The 13,984-nt window shown below is 58.8% G+C and carries 10 protein-coding genes; 2 read left to right on the forward strand and 8 right to left on the reverse strand.

Annotated elements, in window-relative coordinates:
- Positions 1 to 19 precede the first annotated feature (19 nt).
- Positions 20 to 295 carry a hypothetical protein gene (locus tag FGU71_RS13595; RefSeq protein WP_142789313.1) on the reverse strand — a complete coding sequence of 92 codons (276 nt, stop codon included), beginning with the start codon at positions 293 to 295 and terminating at the stop codon, positions 20 to 22.
- Between the two features lie 99 nt (positions 296 to 394).
- Here FGU71_RS13595 and argJ point away from each other — a divergent pair, with 99 nt between their 5' ends.
- Positions 395 to 1,621, forward strand: a complete 1,227-nt coding sequence (gene argJ / locus FGU71_RS13600) for a bifunctional glutamate N-acetyltransferase/amino-acid acetyltransferase ArgJ (RefSeq protein WP_142789314.1) — start codon at positions 395 to 397, stop codon at positions 1,619 to 1,621.
- 1 nt (position 1,622) lies between these two features.
- A complete protein-coding gene (locus tag FGU71_RS13605; RefSeq protein ID WP_142789315.1) occupies positions 1,623 to 2,426 on the forward strand; it encodes an inositol monophosphatase family protein in 804 nt (267 codons plus the stop codon).
- Between the two features lie 41 nt (positions 2,427 to 2,467).
- Here FGU71_RS13605 and trxA read toward each other — a convergent pair whose 3' ends face one another.
- Genes trxA through FGU71_RS13640 form a run of 7 tightly spaced genes read right to left on the reverse strand, consistent with a single transcriptional unit; the run spans position 2,468 to position 13,949 of the window.
- The gene (gene trxA, locus FGU71_RS13610) at positions 2,468 to 2,788 is read right to left on the reverse strand and encodes a thioredoxin (protein WP_142789316.1); all 321 of its coding nucleotides are present in this window, start codon (positions 2,786 to 2,788) and stop codon (positions 2,468 to 2,470) included.
- 49 nt (positions 2,789 to 2,837) lie between these two features.
- Entirely contained in the window at positions 2,838 to 6,383 is a 3,546-nt protein-coding gene (gene addA, locus FGU71_RS13615; protein ID WP_142789317.1) for a double-strand break repair helicase AddA, read from the reverse strand.
- Positions 6,380 to 9,424, reverse strand: a complete 3,045-nt coding sequence (gene addB / locus FGU71_RS13620) for a double-strand break repair protein AddB (RefSeq protein WP_142789318.1) — start codon at positions 9,422 to 9,424, stop codon at positions 6,380 to 6,382. Before addB ends, addA begins: the two co-directional genes overlap by 4 nt.
- A complete protein-coding gene (locus FGU71_RS13625) occupies positions 9,417 to 10,139 on the reverse strand; it encodes a nucleotidyltransferase family protein (protein ID WP_142789319.1) in 723 nt (240 codons plus the stop codon). The genes addB and FGU71_RS13625 overlap by 8 nt, the downstream gene beginning before the upstream one ends.
- On the reverse strand, positions 10,136 to 11,125 hold the full coding sequence (locus tag FGU71_RS13630) for an aminoglycoside phosphotransferase family protein (protein WP_142789320.1): 990 nt from the start codon (positions 11,123 to 11,125) through the stop codon (positions 10,136 to 10,138). The genes FGU71_RS13625 and FGU71_RS13630 overlap by 4 nt, the downstream gene beginning before the upstream one ends.
- Positions 11,122 to 11,589 carry a tRNA (adenosine(37)-N6)-threonylcarbamoyltransferase complex ATPase subunit type 1 TsaE gene (gene tsaE / locus FGU71_RS13635; protein ID WP_142789321.1) on the reverse strand — a complete coding sequence of 156 codons (468 nt, stop codon included), beginning with the start codon at positions 11,587 to 11,589 and terminating at the stop codon, positions 11,122 to 11,124. The genes FGU71_RS13630 and tsaE overlap by 4 nt, the downstream gene beginning before the upstream one ends.
- Positions 11,586 to 13,949 (reverse strand): PAS domain-containing sensor histidine kinase, encoded by a 2,364-nt coding sequence (locus FGU71_RS13640; protein WP_142789322.1) that lies wholly within the window; start codon positions 13,947 to 13,949, stop codon positions 11,586 to 11,588. The genes tsaE and FGU71_RS13640 overlap by 4 nt, the downstream gene beginning before the upstream one ends.
- Positions 13,950 to 13,984: the final 35 nt, after the last annotated feature.

Here is a 13,984-nt window from a genome sequence, read left to right on the forward strand (position 1 = left end):
CCTTTAGGAATCGAGGACGCTATTCGTAAGCGCGATCAATGCCCATAAGCACCGGCATCCGCAGCGATTGCGGACGCGGGAGACGCGTATTTTCAGCCGCGTCTTTTTTACCAACAGAGGCAATGCCGGGGCTCGCATCAGACTGGATATGCCTGTCCGATGCGGCGTTCTCGGCGCTCGCCATGACGCTTGCATTGCAGGCAGAAGACGTGTGCGCATAGGACGCAGTCGCAGTACCGCCTAAAGCGGCAAGGCCTGAAAGCAGGGCCAGAAAGGCAAACAGCTTACGCGTCATAAGCGTGTCAGATAGGCGTTTTGTTCGCAAACGTCCACTCGCATTGCAGACCGATTCACCGATTTACTGCAATTGCTCGCTCGCCTAAGCGATACCGGTATGGATATCGAAACCTCGCCCCTCGCTCAGCCCTTTCCCGAAATGCCTGCGATTAACGGTGTGACACTGCGCGTGGCGCGTGCGCGCTACAAAGACTGGGATCGCTGCGATCTGACATTTGTGGCGCTTGATGAAGGCACCAGTGTAGCCGGTGTTTTCACCCAAAGCGCATGTGCCTCAACCGAGGTCGAGATGGGGCGCAAACAGCTGAAAGCGGGCACCGCGCGCGCTTTGATTGTGAACGCTGGCAACTCGAATGCTTTTACCGGGCATCGCGGCGCAGAGGCTGTTGAGCAGATCATGACACAAGTCAGCGAGGGTCTTGGCTGCGCACCTGATGAAGTTTTCGTCTCTTCAACCGGTGTCATCGGGGTGCCACTGCCAAAAGATCGCGCTCGCGAAGGCGTGGCTGCGGTGCTTTCGGCGCGCCCCTGCGGGTGGGAAGACGCAGCAGCGGCAATCTCCACGACAGACACTTTTGCAAAAGGCGCGCATGCCAGCGCGATGATTGGCGATACCCGTGTGGAATTGTGCGGAATTATCAAAGGATCGGGCATGATTGCGCCGGATATGGCGACCATGCTCGGTTACATATTCACCGACGCAGACGTTGCCCCAGAATTTCTGCAAGAGCTGCTGAATAATGCGAATGCACAAACCTATAGCTGCATCACAGTAGACGGAGATACCTCGACAAGTGACACTGTGCTCGCCTTTGCAACCGGAAAATCGGCACATCCCCGTATCGCGGGCTGGGACAGTCCGGGGGCCGATGCCTTTGCCGCCGCGCTGACCGATATATGCCGCGAGCTGGCGCAATTGGTGGTGAGAGACGGGGAAGGCGCAAGCAAGTTCATCAGCGTGCGCGTAACCGGCGCGGTGAGCGATGAAAGCGCCCGCCGCATCGGTCTATCGATTGCCAATTCGCCGCTCGTAAAAACGGCTATCGCAGGCGAAGATGCCAATTGGGGCCGCGTTGTCATGGCGGTCGGCAAAGCGGGAGAACCCGCCAACCGCGACACGTTATCCATCGCATTCGGCGGCGTTTGGGCTGCGCGTGGCGGAGTGCCGGTTGAAGATTACGACGAAGCGCCGGTAGCAAAGCATCTGCAAGGTGACGCTATCGATCTCGCTGTCGATCTGGGCATGGGCGATGGTCATGCAGAAGTGTGGACCTGTGATCTCACCCACGGATACATTTCGATCAACGCGGATTATCGTAGCTGATATGAGCAAACTTTCTCCCCTTGATGCCGAGATCCGCGATCTTTTTCGCTTTGCCGCACAGCGATCCATGCTGCCGCGTTTCCGCGCGCTGACAGACAGCGAGATTGAGATGAAGGCTGAGGATGATCCCGTCACCGTCGTCGACCGGGAGATTGAGAGTTTTCTGACCGATGCCCTTACCAAACTCGCGCCCGGTGTTGCCGTGGTTGGCGAAGAAGCGGTTCATGCCGACAAATCGGTGCTCGGTCACTTGTCCGATCAATCCTGGATCATTGATCCACTGGATGGAACCGCGAACTTTACCGAAGGAAAAGAGCCATTTGGCATAATCATCGCTTTGGCAGACGGCGGAAAGGCTGTTGCCGGATGGCTCTATGATCCAATTGCTGACCGCCTGTGCCACGCCAAAGCCGGCGAAGGGGCATTCATCAATGGCGAAAAAATAAAAGCCCGCACCACTGGCGAAACGCCGCCGGTCGCGGCAATCAGCCGGATGTTTCTCACCGAAGATCAATGCACCGAATTTGACGCAAAAATCGCACCGCATTACACGCTGACTGACATACCCCGCTGCGCTGCCGAGCAGTATCCGCGATTGGCGTTGGGACAAAACGACGTATCTACGTTCGAGCGAACGCTGGCATGGGATCACGCCGCCGGGGCGTTGTGGCTTAATGAAGCAGGCGGCAAGGTCGCACGGCCCGATGGCAGCGATTACCGCGTGGACGAACACGAAATGCCCGGCCTTCTGGGCGCATCGAGCCCCGCGATATGGGAAGCATTTGCCCAGCGAATGCGGGCCTGACCTACCTAAAGGTCAAGCCCGCAATTCTTAACGTCCGAAAATCAAATTTCGCTTTCGATCCAGTCTTTAAGCTGGCTTTTGGGAGCCGCGCCTACTTTTCGCGCAACGGCTTCACCGTTCTTGAACAGCACCATGAGCGGAATTGATTGCACACCCATTTCGGCCGGGATGCCCGTGTTTTCCATAATATCCATCTTGGCGATGGTGACTTTACCGTTCAGCTCATCGCTGATTTCCTCAAGCGCCGGAGCAATCATTTTGCACGGCCCGCACCAATCGGCCCAGAAATCGACCAGAACGGGTGTGTCGCTTTCCAGCACATCGGTTTTGAAATTTTCGTCGGTCACATTGATGGTGGCCATGATGTTTCTCCTGTAATTGGGTTGATCCCTATCTAGGCGGATTTCCCGCTTACTCAATATCGATCGGGACATAGCTTTCCTGCGCGTCCCCCAAATGATCCTTGTACGGGGCCAGCAATTCGGCGGCGATTTCGATCAATTGCGGCGTTTGCGTGTACAAAATTGCCGCGCGCGCTGATTTCCCCGGAAAGATAACCTCAAGAGCAGCCGTGTATGCCGCCATCTGCCTTAGCGTCGCGTTCGGAATATCCTCTGCATTGCGCGGCGGGCGACGCGTGGTCTTGAAATCCACCACCGTCACTTGGTCATCGCCGATCAGCAGCCGATCTGCCGTCCCCGAAATAACCACTTTGCCAACGGTTGCAGCCAGCGGAACCTCCGCCAAAGCATCCGGAGAAAAGATATCCTCAAACCGCTCTGTTGACAGCACCCGCATCGCACTGGCGAGCATTTCAGCGCGTGTATCCTCTGGCAAATCATCGCCCTGCTGCGCCAGCCACGCGGCACCTGCCGCTTCGCGCGTATCAATCGGCAGATCGGGTAACCGCTCCAGCAATCGGTGGATCAAAACACCGCGCCGCGCCGCAACCTTCAGTGCATCGACCGGCAATGGCGGATCAGCGGCCAGTTCTTCGCCAGCGGAACTGGGTGCAAGCGGCCTTGGCGGTTTGGGCTCCGGCCCGATCGGCGTCGTGGCCCATACAGGCAGCTCGGGTCGATCTGCTGTGCTGGCTGCTTCATCGGCGGAAACCAGCGGTTCGGCCTGCTCACCCCATTCTCGCCGCTCACCCCAGCGCGGATCGGGCAACGGATCTGCTTCGAACACTGTCGCCAGACGCGCATACCAGCTGTCTTCATGCGGGCCTTTTTTTATCTCGCGCCGGCCAAGAGCCCCGCCAATAAACAGCGCCTCTTCTGCGCGGGTCATTGCAACGTAAAGCAGGCGCCAATGCTCTTGCATGCTGGCATCGCCAGCCACGTTTTCCGCATCAAGAACAGGCCCGCGCTTTTCGTCTTTCGCCAGCGACGGCAAAGGCACGCTACGGTGTATTTCTGCGCCTATATCCCTGTCTAACAATTCCAGATCGCCGCCCTGCCCCGGCTTTCCAGTTGCATCACCCAGAATAACAATCGGGGCCTGCAATCCCTTTGATCCGTGCACTGTCATCACACGCACTTGGCCGCCCGCCCCATCGGCATCGCGTTTCAGATCATCATCCGAGGCATCGAACCATTCGATAAAGCCCGCAAGGCTGGGCACATGCGCGCTTTCAAACGCGAAAGCGGCATTGACCAACTCGTCAATCGGATCATTCGCTTCACGACCCAACCGCATGATCAACTTTTCACGGCCGCGCCACGGGCCGGTCAGCAGCCACGCCAGCAATGCCTGCGGGGTCTGATAATCCGCCCTGGCAAGCAAACTTCTAAGGTCCGCGCATGTCTGCGCGACCTTGGGATCGGAAAGCTTGCGCAAATGCCCCCATAGCGATGGAAGTTTGCCCGTATCAGACTGTTTCTCTCGCGGAACATGGGCGAGCAGATCGTCCTGCGTCCACCCGATCAACGGCGAAGACAGCAGGTTCGCCAATGACAGATCATCAAGCGGCTGTGCCGCAAATCTCAGCGCCGCCATCAGGTCTTTTACCGCCAATGGCGCGCCCAGCCTCAGCCGGTCGACCCCGGCCACGGCAACGCCTTTGGCATGAAGTTTCGCCACAATCTGCGCCGCCAGCGCGCCGCGCTTTCGCACGAGCACCATCACATCGCCTGCGGTGGCATGGCGCGGTGGCTGCGACTTGGCGAGAACAAGCGGGTTTTCACCCTTGACCCAGTCGTAAACCTGCGCGGCGATCTTTTCCGCCAGCACGGTTTCATGCGGGGGCAGCCAGCCCGGTTCTGCGGCATCATCGCCGTCTTCTGTCTGCTCGGTAAAATCGTCGGCCGATGTGACCGGCTGCCACATTGCCACCAATCCGGGCCGCACCGCACCGATATGGTCGGGCGGCGTGTCGCTCAATCCGAATTCCGAATGCCCGATCGATGCAATGGCGCGATTTACAAAATCCAGAACCGGTTTCGATGTTCGAAAAGATCGGCCAAGATCGAGATCCTGCCAGCCGGGAATGCGGCGTCCATCGCGCATATCGGCGGCATGTTTGCGTGCGTCTTCGATGGCTTGGGCGACTTTGGCCTTGGCTTTCGCAAAATTTTCGGGGCTGGTCCCCTGAAACCCGAAGATCGCCTGTTTGTAATCGCCCACGGTAAAGACGGTCCGCAAACGATCACCGCTTGCGCCCTCGCCGCTGAAGAAATCATCGATCAGCGCAAAAACAATGTCCCATTGCGCTTCATTGGTGTCCTGCGCCTCATCGATAAGAATGTGGTCAAACTGGCGGTCGAGCTTGTACCGGATCCAGTCTGCTGTGACGCTGTTTTTCAGAAGCCCCGCCGCGCGCCGGATCAGATCATCAAAATCAAGCAGGCTCTCGCGCCGTTTTGCATCCTGCCAACGGATTGCGAAATCACGGCCAATTTCCAACGCAGCTGTCAGGAATTCGGCGAGGTCCAGCAAGGCAGCGCGTTCTTCAACTTGCAAGACAGCCTGAGACACCATGTCATGCCCTTCGGCAAAGCCGGGATATTGCTCGCGAGGCTTTTTGATTGTCATGTTAGGCGTGCCGTCCGCTTTAAGCAGATTGCCTCTAAATTCGCCAAACCGCTCAATTCGCGCCGATGTATCCAGCGCGAGCCATTCGCGCATGAATACCAGGCACTTTTTTGCCGTCTTCGTATCCCATTCTTCCAATGCAGGAATCATGGCCATCAGTTGGTCGTCAGGGAAGAATTCTGCATCAAGCCCTTCGAACGACCAATTCGCATCGGCATTCGCGGGAATTCCCAGCAATTGACGCACTCGATCATCCATCGGCGATTGCCAGGCGGTCGGCCCCGCCCACATGTCTTCCGCCTTGGCACACCGCATCAACCAATTGCTCAGCGCTTCGGGGGCTTTCGAAATGGTAAACAGGGTCACTGCATCAAGGATGCGCGTGTTGTTTGTCTTGCGGGCGCTGGTCAGCAGATCGGTCAACACTTCACGCGCCAGCAATGCGCGGGTGCGATCCTCCATCGGCTGCGCGCCGGGCGGCAGATCGGCTTCTTCGGGAAAATTGGCGAGCAGCCACTGCGAAAAGGCGTGGATCGTATCAATCCGCAAGCCTCCGCCCGGACAATCGAGCACCTGGGCAAAGAGCGTCCGCGCGCGCTCCTGTGTCTTGGGCCCGATATCCGCACCCAGATCGCCCAGTTCCGCCGCCAGCTTGGTCGGTTCCAACCGCACCCAGCGCGCGAGCACCGCGTTGATCCTGGTCGCCATTTCTGCGGCGCCCGCTTTGGTAAAGGTCAGACACAGAATTTCCGAGGGATCGACATCCGGGCGCAGCAGCAGCCTAAGCACGCGCGCTGAAAGGACCTGCGTCTTGCCTGTGCCTGCCGAAGCCGACAGCCAGACATTGTCATCAGGATTGGCCGCTGAAAGCTGCTCTCCGGCAAGAGGGTATACTTTACCCTGATTTTGCAGCGCGCCGCTCACGCGTCCGGCCCCGCATCATCGCTCGCTTGGGCAAGCTGCCATTCGTCCAGCCGCATCAGCTGATCGTAATCGGTAAAACCTGGATAATCGGGATTTTCCTTGGCGATAAAGGGGGCGTCCCCCTTGATGTATTTCGTGATGGCTTCGCGCAGATAGCGTTCATGTTCATGCAGAAAGTCCTCGGGTAACAGACCGCTTTGCCGATCGCTCAGTTTTACCGGCTCATTTCGTTCGCCAAATTCGCCAGCAACTTTCCTCAGGGACCAAAATTCGAATTTGGTTGCATCACCTGAAATCGCAGCACCATCTTTGTCAAAAACGCCCTCACTCGCAATCAGACCAAGCACGCCAAGCTGAAGGCGATACCCCTTGGAAACTTCCTGTTTCGAGGGCGGCTTTCCTGTTTTGTAATCGACAATCGCCAAAGTTCCGTCGGCCAAGCGATCAATCCGATCGGGCTTTCCGCCGACCCGTACGCCCTCGAACATCATCTCGCCCCAAACTTCGGTGGCGATCACTTCACGGCCCTGTTTCGCGTCTTCGTTCACCCATTCTTCAAATCGCTCCAACGCTGCGCAAATACGCGGGCGCCACAGCCCCCAGAACAGGGGGTGGACCTGTTTCTCAGTCAGCATTTTTTCCGCGAAAGGAACCAAGGCCAGATTGGGATGATCAATGCGCGCCTTGTGCCACGCATCCAGAATGTCGTGAACCAATGTGCCGCGCAAAGCTGGATCGGCAAACGGATCCGCGGCAAGCGGATCAAGGCGTTTCAGGCCCAGAATTTCGCGCGCGTAAAACTGATACGGATCGCCCAGCAACCGGTCGAGCGCGGTCGCGCTGATTTTGACCTGTCTTTGCTCTGACGATGGCTTGGGTTCCGGCCTTGGATAGGGTTCTGGTTCAGAGGCCGGCACCGGATCGCGATCGAGCAGCGGCATTATCAACGGTATCGTGCTTTCGCGGTGCTCGGCTGCCAGTTTTTCACCCAGCAGCGCCTCAACCCGGAGCCAAAACCGCGAAGCGAGCGTCGGCCCTTCACTGTCGCGCTGGGCTCTGCTCAGCACCACTTCGGGTGCGCCCATTGCTCCGGCCAGATCATGCGCGGACAATCCGATGCGGAATTCTGCACCGGGCACGCCCAATGCACGCAAAATAGCAGGCGCCAGCATCGGATCGGCTCCGGGTGCCTGCGGCCAGCTGCCTTCATTCAATCCGCCGCATATGATCAGATCCGCTCGCGCCATGCGGCTTTCCAGCAGACCATATATGCTCACTCGGGGATGCCCGCCATATGGAGGCCTCACCGAAACCTCGTCCATGCAATCGCGCAGAACGCCTGCCAGATCAGCGGGCGCAATCGCGGTGTCTCTGCCGCGCGCATGAAGGCGCAAATCTTCGATCATGGCCGACAGAGCGCGCCCGTCTTCGCGCGCCCATACAGCATCACCGGCCAGCGCTTCTGCTGCAATCGTCAAAGTGTCGATCGCATCGGCAAGAGCGATTTCTGGTTCATCAGCGAAAAGTGGCGCGAGCAGAGGTGTAAGAACCCGCTCAACACCGTCCCACCAATCGCGAACCTTGGCTTTATCCGCGACCGCGCGGAGCGGTTCGTATCCCGGCGCCGGAGACGGACCGCGCAGGTCGTATTCAAACGCCCGCAAAGCGGACAGCCATTGGGACCGGGCACCTTCGATATCTCGCTGAACCAGCGGATGCGCAAGCGCCGCGATCAACGCCGCCGGTTCCAGCCCTCCCGAAGCCAGCCCTGCAAGCAGGCCGATCATCCGGCCCGCAGGCGTCAACGATAGCGGACGGCCCGCCGTATCATCGGCAACGATGTTCCAGCGTTCAAGCTGCTGTGTCACACGCAGCGCCAATGCCCGGTCAGCTGTAATCACGGCAATACGCCTGGTCGGCTGCTCAAGCGCCTCGCGCACCAGCATGGCAATCGCCTGCGCTTCTTCCGCGCTGGTCGCGGTGGTCATCAACCGGACGCCCGACAGTCGGCGTTTATCCGGCTCCAGATCGATCCATGACTGGCTTGCTTGCGGCGGCAGGAACAGTGAACTGATCGCATGGCTGCGCGCCGGCGGCGCTGCGGCTTCGCCTTTGCGATGCCATGGGCGGACTTCGGCACGGGCAATACCCATCCGCTGAAGCAGGAGTTTGAGATGGTATTGCGGGTGGGTCAGCGCATCCTTTTTGCCGAACACCTCGCCGCCGGGTTCAGGGGCCGCACCAGCACGCCCAAGCTCATCCCATGCATCCTCGTTCATCGACAGATCAAGGTCGGGCAGGATCACAGCGCCATTGGGCAAATCTGCAATCACGCGCAACATCCTTGCGAGGGCTGGCGAGGCGCTCGTCACACCTGCGGCCACGATAGGCTGAGATGGCGGATCGGTGCGCCATTTTAACGCGGCCCGATCAAACAGCATATTGCGGCGGGTGGCGGCATCAACCCGTCCAAGCTCCGCCAATCTCTCACGCCAGCGCGCCTCTACACGCGCAAATCGCCGCAATGATTTTTTCCAATGCCCGGACAAATTACCCAGCTGGTCCAGAACCGCCTCGCCGGTCAGTGCATCGGGTGACACGTCTTCAACCAAAAGCCGGTCCATGGCTCTGGCGATATCGCGCGCCAGCCTGAGCCGGGCCAACCCAGGTAACGGCGCAAGGCCCTCTTCGGCCTGTTCCGCTTCGATCAATTGGGCAATTTCCAGCCAGCGCTGCGTCGGTTCAACCGCCGGGGGAATATCGCTCGCTCCAAGCGGATCGAGCAAATTGCCAAGCGCTTCATCCAGATCGAGATCGCCGACCGTCACCATTCGCGGCATCAGCAATCCCGCCTCTCCCGAATGACGCACGAAGGCTTCGGATAGGGTGCGCGCCGCGCGTGAACTGGGCACCAGCAATGTCAGACGGGCGAGGCCGGCATCGGTCTGAGAATATCGCGGGATCAACCCTGCGACGAGAGCATCTGCGAAACCGCGATGGGCGGCGATGGAATAAATCTCTGGCCCGGATGTCTCACCCACGCTTCAAAGCTTCTTCCGTTGGGCCGATCGCCTCTGGCGTGCCGACTTCATACCATTGTCCGGTAAAGGAGGCTCCGAATAGGCGCCCCTCTTCGATGGCGCGGTTCCACAGGACGTTGGTTGAAAACTTACCCTGCGGTGCGTCGCGCAAAAGGCGGTGCGAAATCAATTGGATTCCGGTGTAGATAAACGGCGCAATGCGCCCCGGCTTTCGGCGCGAAAGTTGACCGGCGGCATCCATGTAAAAATCACCAGCGCCGCTGAAATTTGCCGCGCGGACATGGCTTACGACAAGCAGCAGCGCGTCCATTTTTTCCGGGTTCCAGCATGACGTCAAATCGCGAAACGCATCCCGCGGACCATCAAGCCAGATATTGTCAGCGTTGAGACAAAAGAACGGATCGGGCAGATGCGCCTGCGCGCGGATTAAGCCGCCGCCCGTTTCCAGCAAAGCATCGCGCTCATCCGAAATCGTGACTTTGGGAATGGCGCGATCAATCACATGCGCCTCAAGCGCATCGGCCATGTAATGCACATTAACCACAGCGCGTTCGATCCCGCTTTCGGCCAGCCGGTCAAGCGCGTGATCAATCAACGGCTTTCCAGCCACGCGCACCATCGGTTTCGGTTGGCTGACGGTAAGCGGGCGCATCCGCTTACCCATTCCAGCGGCCATCACCATCGCCGTATCGCTCGCCAATCCGTTCGCGCTCATACGATCGTGCCTCCGCCGCTTTCGCGCAGCTGAGGCGGAATATTATCGTCAAACCATTGTGCCACCGGCTCAAGCGCAGGATGCGCCAAATCGCGCTCCATCGCCGTCCAAACGCGCGGGATCATCTCCAGATAGCGCGGCTTTCCATCGCGCTTGTATAGACGGGTAAAGATCCCGACGATCTTGGCGTTGCGCTGTGCGCCCAAGCGAGCATAGTCGGCTTCAAAATCCGCATCGGCATCAGCACAATCAATGTAACGAGCAAGCATGGCTGCCTCCAATTGCGCGGACACATCGCGGCGCGCGTCCTGCAACAAAGACACAAGATCATAGGCTGGGTGACCAACCAACGCGTCTTGGAAATCAATCAAACCCTGCGGCGCGCGGTCCGCCGGATCACCAAGCAGCATGATATTCTCGGCATGGTAATCCCTGAGCACAGTAACGCCGGGCTCCTGCCGCGCAATCATAGGCGCCAAAGCAGCTTCCCATGCCGCCGCATAGCCTGCGATATCAACATCCAGTTTTTGCGCAGGTGCATACCATTCCGTCAGCAGCGCAGTTTCTCTGGAATAGGTCGCCATGTCATAGGCCGGAAATGGCCCCGCAGGCCGTTTGTGCAGTTCGACAAGCGCATCAATCGCGCCTTCATAGGCAGCGGTTTCGCGATCTGGGTGATCATCCAGCCAATCGCGCATCCGGTCATTGCCGAAATCCTCGGTAAGCACCCAACCCTGGGGTGCATCAGTCGAATAGATTTCCGGGGCGCGCATTTTCTGATCAGATAGCCACTGCGCAACATGCAGAAACGGTTTGGGATCCTCATGCGGCGGCGGGGCGTGCATCAACATCGCGCCCGATCCATCAGCTTTGCGAAGACGAAAATACCGGCGGAACGAGGCATCGCCGGGAATCGGGTCAATATTTGCGTCTGCCCAACCCGCATTTGCCAAGAATTCAACTATGCCGTTAGGAAGATCGTTCATGGCATACGTCCTAGCCAATCGGCGGCACCCTCGGCAATCGCAATTCGGCCCGCATCCGCACCTTTTACCGCGTTTTTCAAAGCGATGGTCAAACACGCAGCCTCATGGCCAAATCCGCCTGCGTGATCGGGCCATTCGGCAATCATGGCGGCGCCATCGCGGTAATCATCCAAGCCAATTTCCTCGACTTCGTCTGGTTCTTTCAAGCGATAAAAATCAGCGTGAATGACCGGCAATCGCAGCGGCGGCGCATCGTAGGTTTCGATAATGGTAAAGGTCGGGGATGGAACCTCACGATCATAACCAAGCGCCGCAATTATCGCGCGCGCCAAAGTCGTTTTGCCCGCCCCCAAGCCGCCTTCTAATGCGATCACATCCCCAACCCGCAGCTGCTTGGCTATCCGTCCGCCCAGATCTTCCATCGCGGCAAGATCGGGTAGGTCATATCGGCACGTTTCGCTCACGGTAGGTGGATAATCGCGGTGGTGCCCACGCCTTCTTGACTGGATATCTCCAGCAAGCCGCCATGGGCCGCGATAAGTTGCCGGGCGAGCGGGATGCCCAATCCGGTGCGTTTTTCGGTATCGCTGTCCTCGGCCGAGCGACCGCCATCCAATGCCCGCTCAAGCTCGTCCGCGTTCATTCCTGCACCGTTGTCGGATATGACAAAGCTGGTGCCCCATTCGCTTGCGGGATCGGATTTCAGGATTTCGATTGTAATGTGACCATCCGCCGGTGTTCCGTTGATCGCGTTATCTATCAAATTGCCGACCGCCCGGCTCATCTGGCGCGGATCAAGATCGACCATCCGCCCGCGCTTGCCTTTCAGGTCAAGGCCAAGCTGCGCCTTGATAATCGCCGTCTCGCGCTCTCGCACCAGTTTGGTCAAGAACCCGAGCAGATCGGTCTGCTCCTTCGTAATCGGCAGCAGCCCCGCTTCACTTTGCGAAAGATCGAGCACATTTTCGACCTGCTCGGTCAAGCGGGCAGCGGCAGTCAGAATCGAATCGATATATTCACCAGCCCCCTCGTTAAGCTCACCCGCGGCACCGCTTTTCAGCAGTTCGGCATATCCGCCAATGGTCGTAAGCGGCGTGCGGAATTCATACGACATATTGGCAAGGAAGCGCGCTTTCACGGCATCCGCTTCTTCCAATGCGACCGCACGTTCGCGCAGAGCCCGCTCTGCTTTTTGAGAGTCGGTTATGTCGAGCACTGTCAGCAACCCGTTCCCATCGGGTAACGGCACGCCCGCAAATCGCAGCGAACGACCATCGGACAGCTGAACCCGGCCCTCCTTCTCCTTGCGATCCAGAGTAGCGGCGCGGACCACAGCACCAATCTGTTTGGCGTCGCCGGGACGCGTCAAATTCTTGCCAATCGCTTCGAGCAACGCATCGGCGGACGGATGCGTATCGAGAAATTCGCCAGAAAGCCCCCAAGTGCCTGCAAAGCTCCGGTTCCATAGCTGCACCGAGCCATCTGGCGCAAAAATCGCCAGCGCTTCAAATAGACTGTCGAGTGTGGCGGTGCGGGTGCGCAGCAAAGTGTCACGCGTGGCCGACAGCGCGAGGCTTTCGGTTCGGTCTTCTGCCACCAGAACAATACCGCCATCGGGCATTGGCTGCGCGACGATCCGAAGATGCGTGCCACCGGGCAGCGGCCACGCCTCTTCCTGCATATCGGGAGAATCGAACCATGCCGCATGTTCACGGCGCCACTCCGGAAAATCGCGGACTTCCGGGGTCAAACCTTTTTCACGCGCTTCGGACAGGAACCGTTCAAACGGGGTATTGTTGCGCACCGCGCCATCGGGCAGCTCGAACAGCCTGCGGAAAGGACGGTTGGCGAAGGTCAGCTGTTCGCTATCGTCAAACTGCGCAACGCCAACGGAAAGTTGATCGAGCATTTCGCGCTGCGCTTCGCGGAACGCACGAAATTCGCGCAGCACTTGCTGCTGTTCTTCGATATCGATCGCGTATCCGGTCACGCCTTCTTTGCCGAGCGGCTGATTGCTGACGCGCAATGTGCGGCGCGCGCCATGTAGCGTCGCGGTCATCGTGCGTTCTGCGGCCGCCTCGCCTTCGAAAACTGCTAGCGCCTGCTGCGCCGGGCTTGCGCCAGCTTCGGCTTCAAGCAGTTCGATCTGCTCGGCGATCACGGCGGCAGCATCCTCTGCCCCGACCGCGTCGACATAGGCCTGATTGACAAGTTGCAGGCGCATATTGCGGCCCCGGAACCACATCGGCACAGGCGCAGCCTCGATCAATCCGACCAGCGCGGCAAAATCGCCCTCGGCCTGAGCCGCCGCCTGCCGTAGCCGCGAAAGTTCATCTTCGCTTTCGCTAAAGTCAAACACCCATACCAAAGCCGCACCGCCAGGGGATACCTGCGGATCAGCGAGCGCACCCTGCAAAGCCAGACTGCGCCCCGAACCGGGCGGCGTGATCGCCATTTGAAAAGGCGCTGCGCTTTTCTGTGTGAGCCGAATTTTTTCCGTCAGGCTGTTTACCTGCTTTTCGGACAGGCCATGCTGACCTGCATCGTCATCGTCCGCGGCAAGCTCGCTCAGATAATTGGGCATCGCATCCAGCCCTAGCCAGCGGGCAAGTCGGTCTGGCGCTTCGATCCGGCCATCCACCCGGACAAGCATCGGGATTGCCGGTGCCTGATCGAGCATACGTTGCATCCGCTTTAGCGAAATCTGCAACGCTTTGGTGCGCTTTGTCTTTGCGCTGGCCCTGACAATCATCACCGCCGCCGCCACTGTCCATGCAGCGAGCAGCAACCCGATAACAACAAGAGCGAGCGGCGAAAATTCCATATTGTCCAGCTATGCTCGCTGGCGCGGCGATGCAA

The sequence above is a fragment of the Erythrobacter insulae genome (assembly GCF_007004095.1).
Classification (GTDB): Bacteria; Pseudomonadota; Alphaproteobacteria; order Sphingomonadales; family Sphingomonadaceae; genus Erythrobacter; species Erythrobacter insulae.